This window comes from Celeribacter sp., from assembly GCF_048266405.1.
Lineage (GTDB): Bacteria > Pseudomonadota > Alphaproteobacteria > Rhodobacterales > Rhodobacteraceae > Celeribacter.
Genome location: NZ_JBLWZO010000003.1, coordinates 35,962 through 58,070, shown reverse-complemented (window position 1 = coordinate 58,070; position 22,109 = coordinate 35,962). Strand labels below are relative to the sequence as shown.

Genomic DNA, 22,109 nt, shown 5'->3' with positions numbered 1-22,109 from the left:
CTTTCTATGGTTCTGTATCCTGTATTCCGGTCTGGCATGGCGCGTTGTGCGTCGGGGACTGGCAAAATTGCAAAAGCACTGCGTGTGCTCATGGCGCTGACATTGCTGTCAACAGCCGTCGCACCGTCTGGGGCCTCTGCGCAACAGGTCACAGCGATGATGCAATCCATCGCTGAAGCCGCATCCAAGTCGAAAGATTTGTCGGCCTACTACCGCGCTACGGGGTATAAACCCGTCTTTGCTGATAATTCCGCACGGGCCAAATCGCGCCGCGCCGCTTTGGTGAAAGCCTTGCGCGACGCGCCTGCGCATGGCCTTGCGCCCTATGACACCTCGTTGTTGGAAGCCAACCTGCGCTCCATCAAATCAGAACGTGATTTGGGCCGCGCCGAAGTGCAAATGGCACAGTTGTTCCTTGATTACGCCCGCGACATGCAAACGGGTCAGTTGATCCCGTCGCGTATCGACAGCGGCATCGTTCGTCAGGTGCCATACCGTGACGGTGTCAGCCTGCTGACCAATTTCACCAAGTCGAACCCCGCAGCATATCTGCGCAAACTTATGCCATCCTCGCCTGAGTATGCGCGTCTTCTTAAAGAGAAAGCTAAGCTTGAAAAAACGCTCGGCGCAGGTGGATGGGGACAAAAGGTTCCAAGTGGGAAATACCAGCCGGGATCAACTGGCAACGGCGTTGTGATTCTGCGCAACCGTTTGATTGCTATGGGGTATCTGCCGCGCTCTGCCGCTGCGAGCTATGATGGTGCCATGCAAAAAGCTGTGCAGCAGTTCCAATTGCGTCACGGTTTGGCCGCCGATGGTGTTGCCGGTCCTGGCACGATCCAAGAGATTAACGTTGAGCCAGCCGAACGTCTGGCATCCATTCTGGTGGCTCTGGAGCGTGAACGCTGGACCAACATGCCACGTGGTAAACGTCACATCTGGGTGAACATCACAGATTACACCGCAAAGGTCATCGACAACGATAAGGTTACATTCCAGACCCGTTCAGTTGTTGGTGCAACGCGCGGCGATCGTCGTACGCCAGAGTTTTCCGACGTGATGGAACATATGGTCATCAACCCGACGTGGAACGTTCCACGCTCGATTACGACCAAGGAATACCTGCCGCTGATGCAGAAAAACCCGAATGCCGCAGGTCACTTGCGGATTGTTGATAGCCGTGGACGCACCGTGCCTCGTAGCGCCATCAACTTTGCAAGCTACACGGCGAAAACCTTCCCCTATGCGATGAAGCAGCCACCATCGGACGGGAATGCGCTTGGCTTGGTGAAGTTCATGTTCCCGAACAAGTATAACATCTACCTGCACGACACGCCGTCAAAGAGCCTGTTCGGACGCGAAACCCGTGCCTTTAGTCACGGCTGTATCCGCCTCGCGGACCCCTTTGACTTCGCCTACACGCTGCTCTCCAAGCAAACCAATGATCCAAAAGGATTATTCCATTCGCACCTCAAAACGGGCCGTGAATCGGTTGTGCCGCTTGAGACACAAGTGCCGGTCCACATCGTGTACCGTACCGCGTTTGCGCAGCCGAAAGGTGGCATGGAATATCGTCGTGACGTCTACGGGCGCGATGCGAAAATCTGGAACGCGCTGCAAAAACAAGGTGTGCAGCTGCGCGCTGTTGGCGGCTAAGCCGTCGCACATGTTATGATAAGGGGCGTCTCGATTGAGGCGCCCTTTTTTATGGTGGTTTTGAATGACAACTTGCTTCCTGCCTGTATGTGCCAGAGCTTTCCAAACCCCGACAAACCCCTTATGTCCTTGGCAAGACTTGCTTTGGAGGCGCTATGACCCGTTCCATCACCATCGCCGATTTGGCGCAACAGCTTGGCGCTCCATTTGGGGGCAATGGCGAATTCTGCGTGACGCGCGCCTGTGAACCGCGCGATGCGGGGCCTGACGATCTGGCCCTCGCGATGGACCCACGGTTTGCCGAAAACCTCAAAGACGGAGCAGCCAAGGCGGCTGTTCTATGGGCCGATGCGGATTGGCAGGCTCTCGGGCTTGAGGCGGCCATTCTGGTCGGGCGCGGGCGGTTGGCGATGGCGGGCATCACGGCGGCGTTTGATCACGGCGTCGGCCTTGAGGAGGGCATCCATCCTACGGCGGTGATCCACGAGAGTGCCGAGATCGGCGCGGGTGCCACAATCGGCCCGCTTGTTGTGATCGGAGCTGGGGCTTCTGTCGGCGCAGGGGCAAAGATCGCGCCTCAGGTCTCTATCGGAGCGGGCGTGACGATAGGCGAGGCTGCGTTGATCCACGCAGGGGCGAAAATCGGTGCGCGGGCCAAGATCGGAGACCGCGTTATCATTCAGCCCGGAGCTGTGATCGGCGCGGACGGGTTTTCCTTTGTCACAGTCGAGAAAAGCCATGTGGAAGAAGCCCGCGAAAGCCTCGGGGCTGCCGTCGAAGCCGAAGGGCAGGCATGGCAGCGCATAGCCTCCATCGGCGGTGTCGAGATTGGTGATGATGTCGAGATCGGTGCCAATGTCACGATTGACCAAGGCACCATTCGGGCGACCAAAATCGGCGATGGCTGTAAACTCGATAACCAAGTGCACATTGGCCATAACGTTGTGGTTGGCAGGCATTGCCTGCTGTGTGGGCAGGTTGGCATAGCGGGATCGACCGTTGTGGGCGATTACGTCGTCATGGGCGGACAGGCGGGCGCTGCCGATAACCTCAGCATTGGATCAGGCGCTATTATCGGTGCTGGCACGGGTGTGTTATCCAACGTACCCAAAGGACGCTCCATGATGGGCTACCCTGCGGTGGCTATGCAAACCCATGTCGAGATGTATAAGGCATTGCGCCGTTTGCCACGCCTGTTGGCGAAGCTGTCTGGCAAGGATTGATGCCGCTACGGAAAGCCTGAGCCGTAGCGTTACACCCACGCGTTACAAATACCTGTTTAAAAACGGGTCAAGACAGACTAAATCAAACGCGAGTTTTTGGACCGGAGGCGTCAATGTCGCAAGATGTGAAAGAAAAGATCATCGAGATTATCGCGGAACAGGCTGTTTTGGAGCCTTCCGATGTATCGATGGATCAATCCTTGGCCGATCTCGGGATCGATAGCCTTGGCCTTGTTGAGAGTATTTTCGCTATCGAGGAGGCTTTTGATATTTCCGTGCCATTCAATGCCAATGAGCCTGAACAGTCCGATTTCGATATTTCCTCTGTTGCCTCAATCGTGGCTGCGGTCACGGGCCTGATCAAAGAACAAAACGCATGAGACGTGTTGCCATCACGGGGGCGGGCACAGTTAACGCTCTCGGCCTGACTGTTGACGCGACGCTCGACGCGATGCGCGAAGGCAAATGCGGTATTTCCGACCTGAACTTCCGCGATGTGGATCGTCTGGCGATCAAGATCGGCGGACAGGTTCACGACTGGGACGCGACAGGTCGGTTCAACCGTCAACAAATGGCGCTCTACGATCGTTTTACCCAATTCACTCTTGTGGCTGCCAAAGAGGCTATTACCCAATCGGGGCTGGAATTTGTCGGTGATTTGGCCGCGCATTCCGGCGTGATTTTGGGCACCTCTGGCGGTGGTTTGACCACTCAAGACGACAATTATCGCATGGTCTACGAGGAGGGGAAGAACCGCGTTCACCCCTTTGTGGTGCCAAAGCTGATGAACAACGCCGGCTGCTCGCATGTGAGTATGGAATACAACCTCAAAGGTCCGTCCTTTACTGTGGCCACGGCCTGTGCCTCGTCCAACCACGCTATGGGCCAAGCTTTCAACATGATCCGCTGTGGAATGGCGACGGCGATGGTGACGGGCGGCTCGGAGTCGATGCTGTGCTTTGGCGGCGTTAAGGCCTGGGAAGGGCTACGCGTCATGTCGAAAGACGCCTGTCGTCCATTCTCGCTCAATCGCAATGGCATGGTCCAAGGCGAAGGCGCTGCTATTTTTGTCTTCGAAGACTACGAGCACGCGCAAAAACGTGGCGCTGAAATTTTGGCCGAAGTGATCGGCTTTTCGATGACCTCCGACGCCTCCGACATTGTGATGCCCTCCAAACAAGGGGCGGCACGCGCCATCGAGGGTGCAATGCAAGACGCCAAGGTCAATCCGGAAGAGGTCGGCTACATCAACGCGCATGGCACGGGAACGGCAGCCAACGACAAAACCGAATGCGCCGCAGTCGCTGACGCGCTTGGCCATCATGCCGATAACATCATGATTTCCTCGACCAAATCCATGCACGGGCATTTGATCGGCGGGACAGGGGCGGTGGAACTGCTTGCCTGTATCATGGCGCTCAAGGACGGCGTGATCGCACCCACGATCAACTACGAAGAGCCAGATCCCGAATGTGCGCTCGATGTGGTGCCCAATGAGGCGCGCGATGCTGAGGTGGATGTGGTCTTGTCCAACGCCTTTGCTTTTGGTGGGTTGAACGCAGTTCTGGCCCTTCGCAAAGCGGGATAAGATCGCCCTTTAAGATGCTGATTAGAAATAAAAAACGCCGCCCGACTGGGGCGGCGTTTCTGTTCGAATGTGTTGACAGCCTTATTCGGCAGCGTTGATCCGGGCGACAGCATCATAGGCGGCGGTGAAGCCTTTGAGCGACGCGGTCACTTCGACCATTTTGCCCTCTGGGGCAGCAATCGGCACAAGCGTGACTTTGACCTTGGCGCCTGCTTTGAACGCGGCGACTTCCTCAGCGGTAAAGCCTACGCGGGAGAAACAGCCGATTTGGTTACAGAACGCAAAGGGGTAGCGTTTGCCTTGACCACTATCGACGGCCAGTCCGATGCCGGGCTGGAGCGCCGTTTCAAGCGGGGCGACCATTGTACCGCCAGCAACCGCCTGTTGACCTTCAGGTAGTTGAAAGAGGGTGATCTCGGACACCTGATTGCCCTGATCATCGATCAAAAGCTGATACATGGTGCAGGGGTCTTTTTGACCTTCCGGCATTTTTACGCAGCGGATTTCCCAATCACCGTGGGTTTCGGCGGTGTAGGTTTTGCCAATATTGGAGTCCTCGACGGCTGCGTCTTCGGTTGCGGCGGGGGCTGCTGCGTCAGCGGGCGCAGCAGGTGCGGCGTCCTCGGTGGTGGCTGCCTCGGATGTGGCATCCTGCGCAAAGGTCGGAGCCAGTGCGGTGCCTGCCAAAAGTGCGGCGAGACCTGCGATGCGGGCGAGCGTGAGAGCCGTTTGGGACTTAAATGCCATTTGGATGTATAACTCCTGAGTTCCTGTTGCGCGAATTCTATCATGGCTTTTGGGGAGTGTCAGGCGAGAAATGTTTTGAAAACACGCGACTAGCGATTTCTTGCGGACGCAAAGCCGTGATCGTTTCGTGATCCTAAAACAGGTTTAGGGGCGAAAAATAATAAAAGGAAAAGAGCCTCGGCTAGGCCGAAGCTCTCTCCTGATCTGGTGATCAATTCTTCTCCCCGTCGGACTGGGCCGACTTATGAGACAAACGCTAAGAGCATCGCGTGAACAGGTCAACGATTTTTTTCGTCAATTTGTGATGACGCGTGACTGAAATTGATCGGCGCGAATTGGAAAAAAGCCGCGTGATAAATCACGCGGCCAGTCTGACAGGGAGGAAGTCAATCCAGACAGGGAGATGTCCGGATGCACTAAGACTGGCAGTGAATGGTTAAAATTGTATTGTGTCACCGAACACATTGAAAAGCCCTGTAATTGGGACGAATCATGAGGAACGCGTGGTATGAGCGAGACGGAACAGAGCATTTTTGTTGGCGGTGGTGGCGAAGGCTACGGCGAGGCACAGGAGTTGTTGTTAAAATACGGCAACCGCCACGGCTTGATCGCGGGGGCCACCGGCACGGGGAAAACCGTAACGCTGCAAATTCTCGCCGAAGGCTTCTCGGCTGCGGGCGTGCCTGTTTTTCTCTCTGACGTCAAAGGCGATCTGTCGGGTTTGGGCCATGCGGGCAGTGCGGATTTCAAACTGCACGATGCCTTTATGTCGCGGGCTGAAACCATCGGTTTTGCGCAGGATTACACCTACGACAAGTTCCCCGTTACGTTTTGGGATCTCTACGGTGAACAGGGCCACCCGATCCGCACGACCGTTGCCGAAATGGGGCCGCTGCTTCTGAGCCAGTTGTTGCAGCTCACCGAGGCGCAAGAGGGCGTGCTCAACATCGCTTTCCGCGTTTCCGACGAACAGGGCCTGCCGCTTCTCGACCTCAAAGACCTACAGGCTTTGCTTGTTTGGGTGGGCGAGAATGCCGATACGCTGTCTTTGCGCTATGGCAACGTTTCGTCCTCGTCGGTCGGTGCGATCCAACGCTCTCTTTTGGTGCTTGAGAACCAAGGCGGCTACAATCTGTTCGGTGAACCGGCCTTGGACCTGGCCGACATGATGCGCACGGATACGGACGGGCGCGGGCGCATCTCCATTCTGGCGTCCGACAAACTGATGGCCTCGCCAAAACTCTATGCCACCTTCTTGCTGTGGTTGCTCTCCGAGTTGTTCGAGGAACTGCCCGAGGTCGGTAACCCCGACAAGCCCAAGCTCGTGTTCTTCTTTGACGAGGCGCACCTATTGTTTGACGATGCGCCCAAGGCACTGGTCGATAAGGTCGAACAAGTGGCGCGTCTCATCCGCTCCAAAGGGGTCGGCGTCTATTTCGTCACGCAAAACCCCGATGACGTGCCTGAGGATATTCTGGGCCAGTTGGGCAACCGCGTGCAACACGCGCTGCGCGCCTTTACCGCCCGCGATCAAAAAGCGCTGCGCATGGCCGCCGAAACCTACCGCGCCAACCCGCGTTTTGACATCGAAGAGGCGATTAAATCCGTCGGTACAGGTGAGGCTGTGACCTCGTTCCTCGTAGCTAAAGGCGCGCCGGGGATTGCCGAGAAAACTCTGATCCGTCCGCCCTCAAGCCAGTTGGGTCCGATCACCGCCGCCGAGCGTCAGGCGCTCATTGCGGCGTCCCCGATTGCAGGCAAGTATGAGGCCAAACTCGACCGCGAAAGCGCGTTTGAAATGCTGAGTAAACGTGCGGACGCTGCCGCCAAAGAGGCAGAAGCCGCCGAAGCTGCGGAAGAGGAGGCCGAACTGGCCGCGCAACAGGCCAAAGAGGACGACAAACGCCGCAAGGAGTTGGAGCGCGAGTTTGCCAAGGCGCGGCGCTACGAGACCAAAGACTACGGTCGCTCCACCTCGCGCCGCTCCAGTAAAGACAGCGGCGTTGCGGCAACCGTTACCAATCTGGTAATTAAGGAACTCAAAGGCACCACAGGACGCCGCATCGTACGCGGCATTCTGGGCGGCTTGTTCAAAGGCCGCTAACGCCTCTCGCGCGAGGCGCCACAAAGACGGGCTCGGGCAAGGGTGTTTTCACCACGCACTGCCCGAGTACCGCGTCTTACAACACGTTGAACAGTTTGGTCAGACGCGCCGCCTCATCCGCGACACCCCACGGGGCGTTGATGATGAACATGCCCGACCCGTGCATCCCGTGGCCCTTTTGCGCAGGGCGAAAGCGGACCTCGTGGTGCAGGCATTTCGGGAAGTTGGCGCGTTTCATTCCGTCCACAAGCGGCAAATGCGTGCCGTTCTTCAGAACGGGATACCACAGCGCGATGATGCCAACATTCCATTTGCGGTGCAGCTTGTAGATCATCGAGGGGAAGGCCTCGAACTCTGTCTTGATCTCGTAGGACGGATCAATGAGCATCAAGCCACGGCGCGGCTCAGGCGGGCAGATCGACTGCGCGAACTGCATTCCGTCTTGTTGCTTGAGGTGTAGACCCGCCATGGAGGACGACGCGGCAGTGGCCTCTTTGAGGTGAGCAAATTCCTGTGGGTGCATCTCGGCCAGATGGATCTGATCGGTCGGGCGCAGCAGGGCCTGTGCGATTGCGGGAGAACCAGGATAGATCGACGGCCCATGTGTCTTGGCAATGGCGCGGCGCGCTCGGGCATAGGGGTGATCGCCCTTGAACCATTGCCCAACCTTTTCAATGCCCTGTGCAGCTTCGCCCGTTTTTTGCGATTGTTCGCCCGACAGATCATACAGACCGCGCCCCGCGTGAGTCTCGATATAGCTCACAGGTTTGTCTTTTTGCGTCATGTAGTCGAGCATGGTCGCAAGCAGCGCATGTTTTTGCACATCGGCAAGATTGCCCGCATGAAAACCGTGTTGATAGGAAAGCATATGGATATCCTTCGGGCTTAACCCGTTTGTAGCATGGGAGCGCGTTCAGGCGTCCGAGAGAGGGCGAATGCGCAATTCGGTGATGCGGTTGTCTTTGCGGGCAGCGACCTCGAACCGGTAGCCGTGGAAGGAAAACACCTGACCCGCCATTGGGATCGTTTGTGCCTCGTGGATCACGAGACCCGCCATGGTGTTGGCTTCCTCGTCGGGCAGATTGCATTCGGTGAAGCGGTTGAAATCACGGATCGTCATGGCCGCATCAATGATCCAGTCACCTGTTTCCTTTGAGCGCACGGGTGCTGTTTCGGTATCGTCGAACTCGTCGGTGATCTCGCCCACGATTTCCTCGAGAATATCCTCAAGCGTGATCAAGCCTTGCAGCGCCCCGTATTCGTCAACCACAAGTGCAAAATGTGTGTGACGGCGCAAGAATTGGCGCATCTGGTCATCAAGCGTGGTGGTCTCTGGCACGAAATAGGGTTTCATCGCTACCGACAGCACATCAAACTCGGCGTCGATCTGTCCTGTCGACCGTTCCTCACGGTCTTTATACATGGCCCGCAACAGGTCTTTGGCGTGGATCACACCGACGATGTTTTCAGGATCGTCACGGTAGAGCGGCAAGCGGGTGTGTGAGGACTTGAGACAGGTCTCCAACACTTCAACTGCGGAGGTGTTAATGTCGATCATCTCGATTTGCGAGCGGTGAAGCATAATCTCTTCGACGGTGCGCTCGGACAGATCAAGCGCGCCGAGGATACGGTCGCGGTCTTCCTTCTCGACGGTGCCTTCTACATGGCCCAGGGCAATGGCCCCTGCTATTTCGTCTTTAACGGCCAGAATATCGGCCTCTGGATCGGTCTCGACCCCCAACAGGCCGAGCAGCCCGCGCACAAGGGCCCGCACAAAGGCCACAACAGGGGAAAACACGGCGACAACAATGGCAATCGGTCGCGCTACGCGTGAAGCGGCAAGTTCGGGATTGGTGATCGCATAGGTCTTGGGCAGTACCTCGGCAAAGACCAAGACCAAACCCGTCATGATCAGAGTGGCCAAGGCCACGCCGTTGTCGCCGAACACACGGGTGAACAGCGCCGTGGCCAGTGAGGTGGCCAGAATATTCACAAGGTTATTGCCCAACAGAACCGATCCGATCAGCCGTTCGCTGTCTTCGGTCACGTCAAGAGCGCGTTCGGCACCCACGGACCCTTTGTCCGCCTGAGCGCGTAACTTGCCGCGCGACGCAGCCGTGAGTGCGGTTTCCGAGCCTGAGAAAAAGGCGGAAAGGATCAAAAGCCCGATAATGGCGGCGCAGGTGCCCCAAAAGGCAAAGTCGAGGAAAGAGGAAATGTCTGTCATGGAAATTGTTATGGGGGCGCAAGGGGCGCGGCGCAAGAGGGTGCGACGTCCACTGTGGCCTTAGTCCTTTGCGAGTGGGTGATGATCAAGCACCAGTTCTTTGAGGCGCTCGTCAAGAACATGGGTGTAAATCTCGGTTGTTGAGAGGTCCGCATGTCCCAAAAGCGTCTGGATCGCCCGCAGGTCTGCGCCATTGGCCAACAGATGCGTGGCAAAGGCGTGACGCAACGTGTGCGGCGTGACCTTAGCGGGCGAAACTCCCGCGGCCACCGCAAATGTCTTGATCTGCTGATAGAAACTCACGCGGGTCAGATAGCCGTCCTTGCCGCGGGACGGGAACAGATAGGGCGAGGGCTTTGCGCCTTTGGTGCGGGCAAGATCCTGTTCGGCGTCGCGGGCAGCGAGCCATGCGGTCACGGCTTCACGGGCAGGGGGCGAGAGCGGCACCATGCGTTCCTTGCCGCCTTTCCCGCGCACGAGGATCATGCGGGGATCGCCACGCACAGCGGCCACAGGCAGCGAGACCAATTCGGTCACGCGCATTCCCGTGGCATAAAGGATTTCCATCAAAGCCGTATTGCGCAGCCGGTCAGAGGCCGACCGCCCCGTAGTGCGTGCAGCTTCTAGCAGGCGTGACACCTCATCCTCGGTCAGGGTTTTGGGCAGCCGCTTGGCACGTCCCGGTCCTTTGATCAGGATCGCGGGATTGTCCGTTCGCCACCCTTCCTCAAAGGCAAATCGAAACACTTGCTTGATGGAGGAGAGCCGCCGTGCACGGGTGGATTGCGCCAAGCCCTGCGCCTCGCAGTCAATGAGATAGTCCTCGACGTGCTTGCGGGTGGCCCGTTCAAAATCCACCCCTCGGGCTGTCAGGAAATCGGAGAAATCCACCAAGTCACGCCCGTAGGACAGCCGCGTGTTTTCGGCGGCTCCCAGTTCGGCCATTTGCGCCTCGGCAAAGGCGGATATCCAACGGTCATTGAGGCTCATCCGCGCCGTTCCAACAACAGCAATTCCAACGCTGCACGCCGTGCGGTGGCCTCAAGGCCCACGGAGCGGAAGAACTGTAAAGCGTCGGACAACTCGTCATAATCGCCCGCAGCGCCGCCCTCCAAAAGTTCGATGGCGCGTAAAATGGCCTCGCCCAAACGGCGGCTATCGACCAATCCCTTGAGCCGTACTGGCACACCGTCATGACGGAACCCGTCCAAAATCGCCCGCTCCAGATTGTCGCGTGGGCGGGTGGCTGGTACCTCACCAGAGGCGAGACTTTTGAGCAAAGTCACACGGTCGCTCTGTGTTGCGTCATAATCGACGCCGAGCACTTCGTAGTCCTTCGACAGCAAGGCCACTTCAAAGGCAATCTCGGCCTCGGCACCGCTAAGAGGCATCGCGTTCAGGCGCGCCGCGTAAAGATCGGCAAACACCGTTTGCAGACCAGAGCGGCGCATTTCCACCCACACGGGGCCAAGCGCATGGGCGGTGGCGACGGGGTTATTGGTGCTGAGCGCAATATCAAACCGTTGCAGCGCGTCGATGCGATCCCAAATCCCGCCAGAGGCGGCGGGCAAGTGTTCGGTCCAAATGCCAAGCCACCGATTGGGGTCCAAAGCGCCAACCCGCGCGAGGCGTTCGGCAGCGGTGGCGCGGGCTTTCCACCCGTTGGTGGAGCGCAGATCGGATTGCGCGAAGGCCAGCGGCAATGTCACTGTAGGTAGCGGCTCGCCAATGGCTTCCATCAGCCGAAACGTCAGCGGAGAAGGATCTTGTGGCGCTTTGAGCGGTGGGTCTTCCTCGAACAATTCAGGATCAAGGAACCGCGCAAGCAATTCGGATTGCTCCTCGTCAATCAGCCCGAGGGCATCGGAGGTCTCCAAGGTCAAGGCCGCAGCATTCCAATCGCCCGTACGGGCAAGGCAGAACACCTTGGCCTGAAGCGTTGGCGACAAACCCGGGGTCGAGGTGAGTTGGGCGCAGGCCTCGTTTTCGGTGCCAAGCAACAGTTTGGTGTCGAACGAGCGGCGGAAAATCGTGGGGTCGGTTGTGCCTGAACGCGCCATCATCGCATCGGCCTCATCCAACAGCCCCTGTGCGAGCAGCGCATCAAGGCGGGCACGAAACAACCGCCCATCGCCGCCAGAGGCCACGGGCGGGTCCAACTCGGTCAGGATCAGCGTATTGAGCAAACGCCGTGAAGCGGGCAACAGATCGGAGCGGGCCGCAATCGTGGTGATGCGCCGCGCCAGATCGGTTGCGGTTGACGCCCCCCAAAGCCCGCGGGGCAATCCTGTCGAGGCGGCAGACAACAGGCCCGTGGCATCAATGTTGATCTCGCCCAAGGGCCGCACGGTAATATCCTCGGGCAGAGCATTCTCCGAAATGTCCGAGGGTTTGGGCGGTGTCTGGGCCGCAGGGTTGGCAACCGCGCGCGGCTGCTCCAAGGTTTGCGAAATCCAGTCAATCGCCGACATCGGCGCCCCTTGTGCAAACGCGCCGCATGGCACGGCCCACAACAGGGCAATGCGACAGACCGATCGCAACAGGTCAGAGGGGCGCGAGAGCATCACTGCGCTGCGCCTCAGTCGAAATCAATTGTGACAGGAACGGATTGTTCACTGCGTTCTGGCGTTAAATCGCCGACATAAGCAAAACCAACAAGACCGATTGCGGCCAACCCCAACAAAATCACGATCAGTCTAAATAGAAATTTGCGCAAGGAACTGCCTCCATTCGTGCGGTACGGCGCGGGTTTTGGTCCCGGCTCGGGTGTGTCGCTGTTTTATATATGGTATTTTAGCGAAGATCACGTCATTGAAGGAGCGAATTTTTCGTGAGCGAGATGTTGCCGCAGGGCGCGGCACAGTGCAAAAGGGTCGACATGGCAGTTGGACTGAAAAAAACGGTCGCTTTGGTCGGCATGATGGGGGCGGGAAAAACCGCAGTCGGCAAAGCACTTGCACAAAAGTGCGGTGTCGAATTCCTCGATTCGGACGCCGAAATTGAAAAGGCGGCGAATTGTTCCATCGCCGAGATATTCTCCGATTACGGCGAAGCCTTTTTCCGCGACAAGGAAACGCTTGTGATTTCGCGCCTGCTCGATTCCAAGAAAGTGGTATTGAGCACTGGCGGCGGCGCATTTTTGTCGCGCGTCAATCGCGACATGATTGCGGAAAAGGGCGTGGCGGTCTGGCTCAAGGCCGATCTGGATATCTTGTGGAATCGCGTGCGCCACAAAAATACGCGCCCCTTACTGCGCACCGATAACCCCTATGAAACACTGCGCGAGCTGATGCGTACCCGCACTCCCTTTTACGAGGAGGCAGGGATCATCGTTGAGGCGGAGTTGAGTTTGAGCATTGAGGGCATGGCCGACAAGGTCATCGACGCGTTGCGCGACTATGGTGGAATTCTCGATGAGGATAGCCCGCCAAAGCCTGCGTCCTCTGAGACTGGCGTGGAGGCCAAAGAATGAGTGATTTTGAAACCGTACACGTGCCCCTTGGTGATCGCGCTTATGACGTGCGCATCGGCGAAGGGTTGATCGAGACGGCAGGCACACATATCGCGCCGCTCTTGGGACGTAAGAAATCGGTTTGCATTCTCACCGATACCAATGTGGCAGGGCTGCATCTCGACACGCTCAAAACTGCGCTCGCAGCGCAGGGCATTCGCAGCGAAGCCTTGGTCTTGCCCGCGGGTGAGGCCACGAAATGCTGGGCGCAGTTGCAGGTGGCGGTCGAGTGGTTGATCGAGCACCGCGTTGAGCGCGGTGATGTCGTGGTCGCCTTTGGCGGTGGTGTGATCGGCGATTTGGGGGGCTTTGCTGCGGCGATCCTGCGTCGTGGTGTCCGTTTTGTGCAAATCCCAACCTCGCTTCTGGCGCAGGTGGACAGCTCCGTGGGGGGCAAAACGGGGATCAATTCGCCACGGGGCAAGAACCTGATCGGCGCATTCCACCAGCCCGCATTGGTCTTGGCCGATGTTTCCGCACTCGGCACACTGACCCCTCGTGACTTCCTTGCGGGTTATGGAGAGGTGCAAAAATACGGTCTGTTGGGCGATGCCGCGTTTTTTGAGTGGCTTGAGGACAATGGGCCCGCTCTTGCGGCGGGCGATGTGGAAAAGCGCATCTACGCCGTGAAACGCTCGGTGCAGATGAAAGCCGACATTGTAGAGCGCGACGAGACGGAGCAGGGCGACCGCGCTTTGTTGAACCTCGGACATACCTTCTGTCACGCGCTTGAGGCCGCGACGGGCTATTCGGATCGCCTGCTGCATGGCGAAGGCGTGGCCATCGGCTGCGCACTTGCCTTTGAGCTTTCGGCCCGATTGGGGTTGTGTAGCCAAGAGGCGCCAAGCCGCGTCCGTGCCCACCTCAAAGACATGAACATGAAATGCGACCTGTCGGATATCGAGGGCGAATTGCCCGATGCCACGGCGCTTGTCGACCTCATGGGCCAAGACAAAAAGGTCGTTGACGGGCAGTTACGGTTTATCCTCGCGCGTGGCATTGGCGACAGTTTCGTAACAGCGGATGTGCCGCGTGATGTGGTGCTTGCGGTGCTCGAGGATGCGTTGCGCACAAGAGGTTAAAGCGTGCAGCACTGACCTTACGGCACCCCTTTTTTCGAACCGTTTTAAATCAGAATTAAGCCTTTCCTTGATAAACCCACTCAACGCCTGATTGTGGATGGTTGGAAACCTCTTGTTTCCTGTCGCCTCTCACATCGGGTTTTGTGAGGATTATCTCGAAGGGCGACATGTATGTTTAACAAACTGATCCGATTGTTCAGAAGCGTTGCAGTGAAACTCGTTAGTGTGCTGGCCTTCATGGCCCTTTTGACGGGGATCGAAGTGTATCAAGGCCTATCGTCGGCCCATCAATCCAAAGACGCGGTCAATGCCTTTCGGACCGAAGTGGTGCCCGACCTGGAACGCAGCGCACGGATGGTGCAGGCGATTGGTCTCGTGACCGAAGGGCTGTCCCAAACCCTACAGGCCTCCGACAATGCCGATATGGACGTGGCGATGAGCGATGTCATTCGTTACACCGAACAAATCAGCCGCATCGCGCGTGATCTGCCCGACGACGAGCGCGACTTCGTTCTCAATTCCGCCGCGGAGATCGAGGGCTATATCGCCGAGGTCCAATCCGCGCAGCTTGATGCAATCACCTATGACAGTCGAACCCTCAAAGGCGCAGACGAATTGAGTGCAGCCATCATCGCCATTCAATCCGCATTATCGGGAATGATAGAACAAACGATGACGGCCATGCTCGCCCGTGCCGGCGAGATTCCAGAGGCGACATTCACCCTCAATGACATTGAAAACAAACGCCTTTTGTCAAATGACCTTGGGGTGCTCAACTCGGTCGTTCTCACAGGCGCCTCGGCAGATCACGCAAAGGATTTGGCCGCAGCCCAAACAACCGCGCTCGCCTTACTTGACGCTATCAGGCAAAGAACTCAGACGCTGACCCTGCCGAAAGAGCTGACGGCCCATTTTGACACAATCTGGGAATGGACCACCGACGACACCGGTATTCTGGCGGCGCGTGAGGTGGTTTTAGAGGCGCGTGAGGCCGCAGATGAAGCTGCCTATGAGGCCAGCAGTTATATTTCCGCGCTTTCCATGCGCGCGCAGGCTCATGGCAAAGAAATCCTTCAAGGCATTTCGGACACCAGCCAGATCACGGAAACCAATGCCGAAAAGAACATCCAGACGATGTTGATCGCTGCAGGCCTGTCTTTGGTGGCCGTCCTCGTGGCTTTGGCCGTGACATTCCTCTATATCATCCGTCCGCTTCTCAAAGTCACACGCGTGACCGAACGCCTGTCCAAAGGCGATATGCGCCCCGTAACAGGGTTTGAGACCCGTAAGGATGAGATTGGCCGCATGGGCGCGGCAATGGCCGTGTTCCGCGACGGTATGATTGAACGCGAACGGCTGCGCGACGAAGAGAGCGCACGCGAGGCCGAAGAACAGGCACGCAAAACCCGTGAGGCCGCTGCGACACAAAAACGCGAACAAGAAGAGCGCGAACGAGCTGCCGAGATGGAGCGTGAGCGCCTCGAACAGGAAACCCGCCTGCTCGAAGAAAAGGCGGAACTCAACCGCATTGCCGAAGAAGAGCGCCGTGCATTGGCCGATGAGCAAGCCGTTGTCGTCAGCACATTGGCGCAGGCCATGTCGCGTATGGCCGATGGCGATATGGCAATCCAGATCAATGACCAATTCCCGCCCGCCTATGAAACCCTTCGAGCCGATTTCAACAGCGCGATCACCTCGCTCTCCGATATGATTTCCGAAATCGCAACAAGTGCAGCGCGTATCGACAACACGTCGACCGAGATTGCTTTGGCCACCAATGATCTGTCCAACCGGACCGAAAACTCGGCAGTGTCTCTTGAACACACGGCCTCGGCCATTCACGAAATGACGGCGGCGGTGGCTTCTGCTGCGGAAAATGCCGAGGTGGCAAATAGCGTGTCACGCGAGACAAATGATCGAGCCGGCATATCTCAAACCGTTGTGAGCGAGGCCATAACGGCCATGTCCGAAATCGAAGGCTCTTCGCGCGAAATCTCCAAAATCATTGACGTCATCGACGATATTTCGTTTCAAACCAATCTCTTGGCGCTCAATGCAGGGGTCGAGGCGGCGCGGGCAGGCGAGGCGGGACGCGGCTTTGCCGTTGTGGCCTCCGAAGTGCGGGCCTTGGCCCAACGCTCCTCGGATGCGGCGCGCGAAATCAGCCAACTGATTACGGCGTCGAACGGACATGTGGAACGCGGTGTGCATTTGGTCGGCGAGGCGGGCCAGACACTCAAGGATATTATCACCTCGGTGTCCGAGATCGCCTCGAACGTCAACGGCATCGCCACGTCGTCGCGCGAACAATCGATTGGCTTGCAAGAGATCAATACCGCCACGAGCCAACTGGAATCCACGATGCAGCAAAATGCCGCCATGACCGAGGAAACGACTGCGGCCAGTCAAATGCTCTCCTCCGAGGCGCAGCATCTCATTGAAATCGTCCAGCGGTTCCACATTGAGGCCGACACACAGTCCCCCCACGCGCCGCCTTTAAGCGGAGCAGCGTAAAGGCGGATAGACGTCGCATCATCCGCCGCCATTACAACAGGTCGACACAGCAAAAAGCCGCGCTCCTGGCGCGGCTTTTCTTCGTCTGAAACTGTTTGACCAAATCACAGCAGATCTTAAATCAGCCGTGCAGATCGATTGCTTAAAATGGGATTTCGTCGTCATCCATGGACGACCGGCCACCGCCGCCGCTCTGGGAGCCGCCGCCAAAACCGCCGCCTTGGCCGCCGTCGTCATAGCCACCCGATGGGCCTTGGTCGTAGCCACCACCTTGACCGCCGCCAAAGCCGCCATCACCGCCACCGCGCGCGTCAAGCATGGTCAACACACCGTCGAAGCCTTGCAGAACGATTTCGGTCGTGTAGCGATCCTGACCTGATTGGTCCTGCCATTTGCGGGTTTGGAGTTTGCCCTCAATATACACTTTCGAGCCTTTGCGCAGGTATTGCTCCGCAATGCGAACAAGACCCTCTTGGAAAATTGCAACCGAATGCCATTCGGTGCGCTCTTTACGCTCGCCCGTGGTACGGTCTTTCCACGTCTCGGAGGTCGCAATCCGCAGGTTGCACACCTTGCCACCGTTTTGGAATGTGCGCACTTCTGGGTCACGCCCCAAGTTGCCAACGATGATCACTTTATTGACCGAACCAGCCATACCCATGTCTCCCAGTAAGAATCTCTTTGACCCGTTACACCATTGTGACGGCCGTTTTGAAAGGCGAAAATCCGCAGATATGGGGCAGGGCGGGTCATGCGAGGGCACAGCCCCTTGGCGAATGGCGCAACTACGCCTATATTCGCGCAGTGATATAATGAGGGACGGATAACAATGCCAATCCAAGTGAAGACCGCAAGCGGTGCCGCATTTTCTACGCTCCTTTTGATCGGGGTGAGCGCAGCCCCAGCTGTCTCTGGGGATATCTTCTCCACCAAAAACCGTTCATCTATCTATGCCTCGCAATTATCAGTCCTCGAAGGCCGCGCAGCCGAGCAATATTCTGCCTCGGTGAGCTTGCAGCCCGAACGCTTTGGCGCAGATCTTGCGGGGCCGGCCTATCGCGGGGCCTATTCGGGGCCGTGGTTGGCGGTGGCGCGCGATACCGCACGACGTCACGGTGTGCCGTCCGACCTGTTCTTGCGTCTGGTGCAGCAGGAAAGCGGCTGGAACCCGAATGCCGTCAGCCATGCGGGGGCAAAGGGATTGGCTCAACTGATGCCCGACACGGCGCGTCTGCTTGGCGTCAATATCAACGATCCCGCACAAAACCTGTCAGGCGGGGCGCGTTATCTGCGCATGATGTATGAGAAATTCGGCACATGGCGTCTTGCGCTCGCGGCGTATAACGCAGGCCCGCAAGCGGTTGAAAAATACGGCGGCGTGCCACCTTACAAAGAGACCCGCAATTACGTGCGCATCATTTGGGGCAGCTAACGACCGCTCTTGTTCTCTGATCCATCGGTTGTGCAAATCACGAGACCGCACCGAAAAGCCCCGCCACATATCCTGTGACGGGGGCTTTCGTTAGATAATACGGGAATTAGCAGGACTGGCGGAACTGACGTGGCGAGACGCCCGTGGCCTTATGGAAAGACCGTGAGAAATAGGCGGGCGAATGGAACCCCAATTTCGCCGCGATGTCTTTCACGGGCAGGTCGGTTTCTTTGAGCATCCGCCGTGCCTCGAAATGCACGCGATCCGCGAGGATTTTCGACGCGGGATGCCCGTTGGCAATATTGCACGCACGGGTCAAATGCGTCGCCGTCACGCCGAGCGCGGTGGCGTAGTCCGCAACGGTGTGGGTCTCGTGGAACTTTTCCTCGATCAAAGCAGTATAGGCGGCGACAAGACGGCGCGACGCATCGGGCGTCAGCTCGTATTCCGGCATCACCGACATTTGCCGTTCCAACCAGACCGAAATCATCCCTGCCTGAAGCGCCAAAGCGCGGTCATGACCAGGTTGGTCATTGTCGATTTCACGGGCGAGATTCTCGATCAGGCCGGTAATTTCGTTTTGCTGAATGACTTCGGTAAAGCGCAGGTGTAGCGGCTCTTCGGGCCATTCCATCTCGTTCACTTGCGGCAGGTGAACAATGTAACCCGAAATTTGCCCAATGGGTTCAAAGCCATACATAGTGCGCGGCGGGAGATAGACGAGGTTATGAGGCCCGAAGCCCCGTGTCACGCCAGACATGGTAAAGCGTCCCTGACCACGGGTGAACCAGATCAGGGTCGGCACACGGTGCGACCGCATCGCCTGAGTGCGCCATTTGTCGCCGTGACCGCTTGCCGTCGATGCGCCGTTGTAACGGGCCAGTGGAATAACGCGGTAGGCGGGGGGCATGGGAATGTCGGGAATTTTGGGCGTTGCGGCTTTGCGTTTTTTGGGCGCAGGGGTCGCCACACGGGCGGATGTCGCCTGCGACGCGAGCGCCTGTGGTGTGTCGCTCAGATTGCCGAGGGGCGGAGTATGAAAAATCTTGTTTGGCATTGGGTCTGCCTGCGCGTTGAGGGTCACATGAAGCCGCGACAGTCCTGAGGAATGTTCGCTTTGTACAATTCTACGCCCAAGGCAAAGAGAGTCAAAGATTTAAATGTGATTTTTCAATGGCATAGAAGAACATCTTCGCATGCAGCCACGATCTGTAGTCAGGGCAACGATATCTTGTGGTAGGCCTTCATCCGCGCCCTAAACCAAGTGCGCTGTCGTTTGGCGAATTGTCGCGTAGAAATGGTCGCTGCCTCGATTGCGGCCTCCAAATCACAGGTTCCGTGCAAATACGCCATCAATTCCGGCGCTCCTATGGCCTTGGATGAGGGGTGCGCGGGGTTCCAATTGGGCAAGTTTGCCTCCGCCTCGGCCAATGCGCCGCCATGGACCATGTCCTCAAACCGTCGTGCGATTCGCGCGCCAAGCCAGTCACGGTCTGCGTCCAACACGATCGGATAGGCTGATGACAGGGGCAAAAGCGGGGGCGGGGTTTCGGCCTGCCATGCGGCAATCCCGCGCCCTGTGGTGCGCAAAACTTCCCATGCCCGCTGCACCCGCAGGGGGTTGGCGCGGTCTATCTTTTGCGCTGTCACAGGGTCTTCGGCGTCAAGCTCGGCCAAGAGGCCCGCATGTCCATCCTCCGCCAAACGCCGCGCATCTGCCTCGGCACGGATTTCGGGCGGGGTGGCGGGAATGTCGACCAATCCTTCGGTGAGAGCGGAAAAATACAGCCCCGTGCCACCGACAATAATCGGGCGCATCTCCCCGTCGAGATAGGGGGCCACATCGCGCAGCCAATGCCCCACGGAGTATTGCGCATCATATGGAACATGGCCGTAGAGCGCATGAGGCGCGCGGCGCTCATCCTCCTCAGAGGGGCGCGCACTTAGAACGCGCCAGTTCTCGAACACCTGTAATGCATCCGCATTCACGATAACGCCGCCCTGTGTCTCGGCAATCTCCAAGGCCAGCGCGGATTTCCCGCTTGCCGTGGGGCCCGCGATCAGCACGGGTTGATCGGCAGAAAGATCACGCGGGATCATGTCGATGGCTCCTCATCAAGCGGGTCGGGCAGGCGGGGTACAGGCCGTCGGCGGGCGGCCAAAGGCGTTAAACGGGCGTGTCTGTGTAAATTTTGCGCGCCACCATGCAGTTTGTGCGTATTTTTCTCACACAGCGCATTGAACCTCCAGCGGTTTTAGCGCATTTTGCCCGAAATCACGGACATGTAAGGCGAGGTCAAGCCATGAACGACACGGAACAGGATCACCCTTCCATGAAATATAAACGTGTGCTTTTGAAGATTTCAGGCGAAGCATTGATGGGCGACCAAGGGTTCGGGCTGCATCCGCCAACGGTTGAACGCATCGCCAAAGAGATCAAAACTGTTCACGATATGGGCGTCGAGATTTGCATGGTCATTGGCGGCGGCAATATTTTCCGCGGGCTGCAAGGCTCGGCACAGGGGATGGAGCGCACCACAGCTGACTACATGGGGATGCTCGCCACGGTGATGAATGCGCTCGGGATGCAGGCGGCTCTTGAGGCGCTCAACATCAACACCCGTGTGATTTCAGCGATCACCATGAACGAAGTGGCTGAGCCTTATATCCGCCGTCGCGCCGTGCGCCACCTTGAGAAAAAGCGGATTTGCATTTTCGCAGCGGGCACAGGCAACCCTTATTTCACCACAGATACAGCGGCGACGCTGCGGGCCAACGAGATGGCCTGTGAAGCGATCTTCATGGGGAAAAACGGCGTCGATGGTGTCTATGACAAAGACCCCAAGACCAATCCGGATGCCAAACGCTATGACCATGTGAGCTATGACGAGGTTCTGTCCAAGCACCTCAAAGTTATGGATGCCTCCGCCATTGCCTTGGCCCGCGATAACAAATTGCCGTTGATTGTCTTCCCGCTCGACGCGCCGGGCGGGTTCCGCTCCATCCTTGAGGGCAAGGGCACCTATACCACGGTGAGCTGAACACGGGCGAACGCGCGACATCGACGATCATACGACTAAGACGCCCTTGCTTCCCGCAGGGGCGTTTGGTTTGAGCGGCCGTTGTGTCTTGCCATGGCATGCGAGCGGCGCAAGAGGCGTCAGGTTTCGCGCGTGCCGGATAACGCCGTAAAAGGACAGGCAAAAGCGGCTATACAATTGGGGCAGGACACCGTAAAAAACATCAAACTCGTCAGCATGTGACTGTGGCTCGGACCACGGCCATATGAGGGCGCAGGCAAAGAGCAATACTGCAAGGAGGACGCACAATGTCCGAAGATTTCATTCTCGATACCGATGATCTGAGCCGCCGTATGGATGGTGCTTTGGCCAACCTGCGCTCCGAATTCGCCTCGTTGCGCACAGGGCGCGCCTCTGGCTCCATGCTCGATCCCGTTTTGGTCGATGCCTATGGCCAGATGACACCGATCAACCAGGTAGGCACCGTGAACGTGCCCGAACCACGTATGGTGACGATCAACGTGTGGGACAAGGGACTTGTCGGCAAGGTTGAGAAAGCCATCCGCGAAAGCGGCCTTGGCATTAATCCGCAGCTCAACGGCACTATCATCATGCTGCCGATCCCCGAGCTGAACGAAGAACGTCGCCGTGAATTGACGAAAGTGGCAGGTGGCTACGCCGAACACGCCCGTGTGGCGATCCGCAACGTGCGTCAGGACGGGATGCAGCAGATCAAAAAGGCCAAGGCCGACGGCATGTCCGAGGACGACCAGAAGCTATGGGAAGACGAGGTCCAATCCCTGACCAACGCCCATATCAAGCGGGTCGACGAGATGCTTGAGAATAAACAAGAAGAGATTATGCAGGTTTAATCCTGTAGGTGCACGCGTCCCTTTGGGGCGCGTGACGTAAATAATGTGCAGGACGGTTCGTTGCGGAGACGTCTTGTTGTGGTTAAAGTCGTGGTGACACTGGCGCATCGAAGTGATGTCACGCGAAACGAGG

General features: G+C 57.7%; 20 protein-coding genes. 11 read left to right on the top strand and 9 right to left on the bottom strand.

Annotated features, from left to right (window positions below):
* Positions 1–6: 6 nt before the first annotated feature.
* From ACN0TS_RS07835 to ACN0TS_RS07820, 4 genes are all read left to right on the top strand, one after another.
* Complete coding sequence (locus tag ACN0TS_RS07835; RefSeq protein ID WP_417258793.1) at positions 7–1,656, top strand: L,D-transpeptidase family protein; 1,650 nt, start codon at positions 7–9, stop codon at positions 1,654–1,656.
* 155 nt (positions 1,657–1,811) lie between these two features.
* Positions 1,812–2,879: a UDP-3-O-(3-hydroxymyristoyl)glucosamine N-acyltransferase gene (locus ACN0TS_RS07830; protein WP_417258792.1), complete on the top strand. Its 1,068-nt coding sequence runs from the start codon at positions 1,812–1,814 to the stop codon at positions 2,877–2,879.
* Between the two features lie 113 nt (positions 2,880–2,992).
* A complete protein-coding gene (locus ACN0TS_RS07825) occupies positions 2,993–3,259 on the top strand; it encodes an acyl carrier protein (protein ID WP_417258791.1) in 267 nt (88 codons plus the stop codon).
* Positions 3,256–4,467: a beta-ketoacyl-[acyl-carrier-protein] synthase family protein gene (locus ACN0TS_RS07820; protein ID WP_417258790.1), complete on the top strand. Its 1,212-nt coding sequence runs from the start codon at positions 3,256–3,258 to the stop codon at positions 4,465–4,467. Before ACN0TS_RS07825 ends, ACN0TS_RS07820 begins: the two co-directional genes overlap by 4 nt.
* Positions 4,468–4,548: 81 nt before the next feature.
* Here the strand turns inward: ACN0TS_RS07820 and ACN0TS_RS07815 are convergent, their stop codons facing one another.
* A complete protein-coding gene (locus ACN0TS_RS07815; RefSeq protein WP_417258789.1) occupies positions 4,549–5,214 on the bottom strand; it encodes an invasion associated locus B family protein in 666 nt (221 codons plus the stop codon).
* 508 nt (positions 5,215–5,722) lie between these two features.
* Here ACN0TS_RS07815 and ACN0TS_RS07810 point away from each other — a divergent pair.
* Entirely contained in the window at positions 5,723–7,318 is a 1,596-nt protein-coding gene (locus tag ACN0TS_RS07810) for a helicase HerA-like domain-containing protein (RefSeq protein ID WP_417258788.1), read from the top strand.
* A gap of 76 nt (positions 7,319–7,394) precedes the next feature.
* On the opposite strand, the gene ACN0TS_RS07805 is transcribed toward ACN0TS_RS07810, so the two are convergent.
* From ACN0TS_RS07805 to ACN0TS_RS07785, 5 genes are all read right to left on the bottom strand, one after another.
* Complete coding sequence (locus ACN0TS_RS07805) at positions 7,395–8,186, bottom strand: 23S rRNA (adenine(2030)-N(6))-methyltransferase RlmJ (protein WP_417258787.1); 792 nt, start codon at positions 8,184–8,186, stop codon at positions 7,395–7,397.
* A gap of 45 nt (positions 8,187–8,231) precedes the next feature.
* Positions 8,232–9,545, bottom strand: coding sequence for an HlyC/CorC family transporter (locus ACN0TS_RS07800; RefSeq protein ID WP_417258786.1), 1,314 nt, complete (start codon positions 9,543–9,545; stop codon positions 8,232–8,234).
* A gap of 60 nt (positions 9,546–9,605) precedes the next feature.
* A complete protein-coding gene (locus tag ACN0TS_RS07795; protein ID WP_417258785.1) occupies positions 9,606–10,535 on the bottom strand; it encodes a site-specific tyrosine recombinase XerD in 930 nt (309 codons plus the stop codon).
* Positions 10,532–12,016: a hypothetical protein gene (locus ACN0TS_RS07790; protein ID WP_417258784.1), complete on the bottom strand. Its 1,485-nt coding sequence runs from the start codon at positions 12,014–12,016 to the stop codon at positions 10,532–10,534. The genes ACN0TS_RS07795 and ACN0TS_RS07790 overlap by 4 nt, the downstream gene beginning before the upstream one ends.
* Positions 12,017–12,123: 107 nt before the next feature.
* Positions 12,124–12,261, bottom strand: coding sequence for a hypothetical protein (locus ACN0TS_RS07785; RefSeq protein ID WP_417258783.1), 138 nt, complete (start codon positions 12,259–12,261; stop codon positions 12,124–12,126).
* A 123-nt stretch (positions 12,262–12,384) separates the two neighbouring features.
* Between ACN0TS_RS07785 and ACN0TS_RS07780 the strand changes: the two genes are divergently transcribed.
* The 3 genes from ACN0TS_RS07780 (at position 12,385) to ACN0TS_RS07770 (ending at position 16,652) form a co-directional block, all read left to right on the top strand.
* Positions 12,385–13,017 carry a shikimate kinase gene (locus ACN0TS_RS07780; protein ID WP_417259086.1) on the top strand — a complete coding sequence of 211 codons (633 nt, stop codon included), beginning with the start codon at positions 12,385–12,387 and terminating at the stop codon, positions 13,015–13,017.
* Positions 13,014–14,138, top strand: a complete 1,125-nt coding sequence (aroB, locus tag ACN0TS_RS07775; RefSeq protein WP_417258782.1) for a 3-dehydroquinate synthase — start codon at positions 13,014–13,016, stop codon at positions 14,136–14,138. Before ACN0TS_RS07780 ends, aroB begins: the two co-directional genes overlap by 4 nt.
* A 171-nt stretch (positions 14,139–14,309) precedes the next feature.
* A complete protein-coding gene (locus tag ACN0TS_RS07770; RefSeq protein WP_417258781.1) occupies positions 14,310–16,652 on the top strand; it encodes a methyl-accepting chemotaxis protein in 2,343 nt (780 codons plus the stop codon).
* Positions 16,653–16,794: 142 nt separating this feature from the next.
* Here ACN0TS_RS07770 and ssb read toward each other — a convergent pair whose 3' ends face one another.
* Positions 16,795–17,307, bottom strand: a complete 513-nt coding sequence (gene ssb, locus ACN0TS_RS07765; RefSeq protein WP_417258780.1) for a single-stranded DNA-binding protein — start codon at positions 17,305–17,307, stop codon at positions 16,795–16,797.
* A 174-nt stretch (positions 17,308–17,481) separates the two neighbouring features.
* Here ssb and ACN0TS_RS07760 point away from each other — a divergent pair, with 174 nt between their 5' ends.
* Complete coding sequence (locus tag ACN0TS_RS07760; protein WP_417258779.1) at positions 17,482–18,084, top strand: lytic transglycosylase domain-containing protein; 603 nt, start codon at positions 17,482–17,484, stop codon at positions 18,082–18,084.
* Between the two features lie 106 nt (positions 18,085–18,190).
* Here the strand turns inward: ACN0TS_RS07760 and ACN0TS_RS07755 are convergent, their stop codons facing one another.
* Both ACN0TS_RS07755 and miaA read right to left on the bottom strand, forming a co-directional pair.
* Positions 18,191–19,141 carry a helix-turn-helix domain-containing protein gene (locus ACN0TS_RS07755; protein WP_417258778.1) on the bottom strand — a complete coding sequence of 317 codons (951 nt, stop codon included), beginning with the start codon at positions 19,139–19,141 and terminating at the stop codon, positions 18,191–18,193.
* Positions 19,142–19,299: 158 nt separating this feature from the next.
* Positions 19,300–20,184, bottom strand: a complete 885-nt coding sequence (gene miaA, locus ACN0TS_RS07750; protein ID WP_417258777.1) for a tRNA (adenosine(37)-N6)-dimethylallyltransferase MiaA — start codon at positions 20,182–20,184, stop codon at positions 19,300–19,302.
* A gap of 203 nt (positions 20,185–20,387) precedes the next feature.
* Here miaA and pyrH point away from each other — a divergent pair, with 203 nt between their 5' ends.
* Entirely contained in the window at positions 20,388–21,125 is a 738-nt protein-coding gene (gene pyrH / locus ACN0TS_RS07745) for a UMP kinase (protein ID WP_417258776.1), read from the top strand.
* 287 nt (positions 21,126–21,412) lie between these two features.
* On the top strand, positions 21,413–21,976 hold the full coding sequence (gene frr, locus ACN0TS_RS07740; protein ID WP_417258775.1) for a ribosome recycling factor: 564 nt from the start codon (positions 21,413–21,415) through the stop codon (positions 21,974–21,976).
* Positions 21,977–22,109 lie beyond the last annotated feature (133 nt).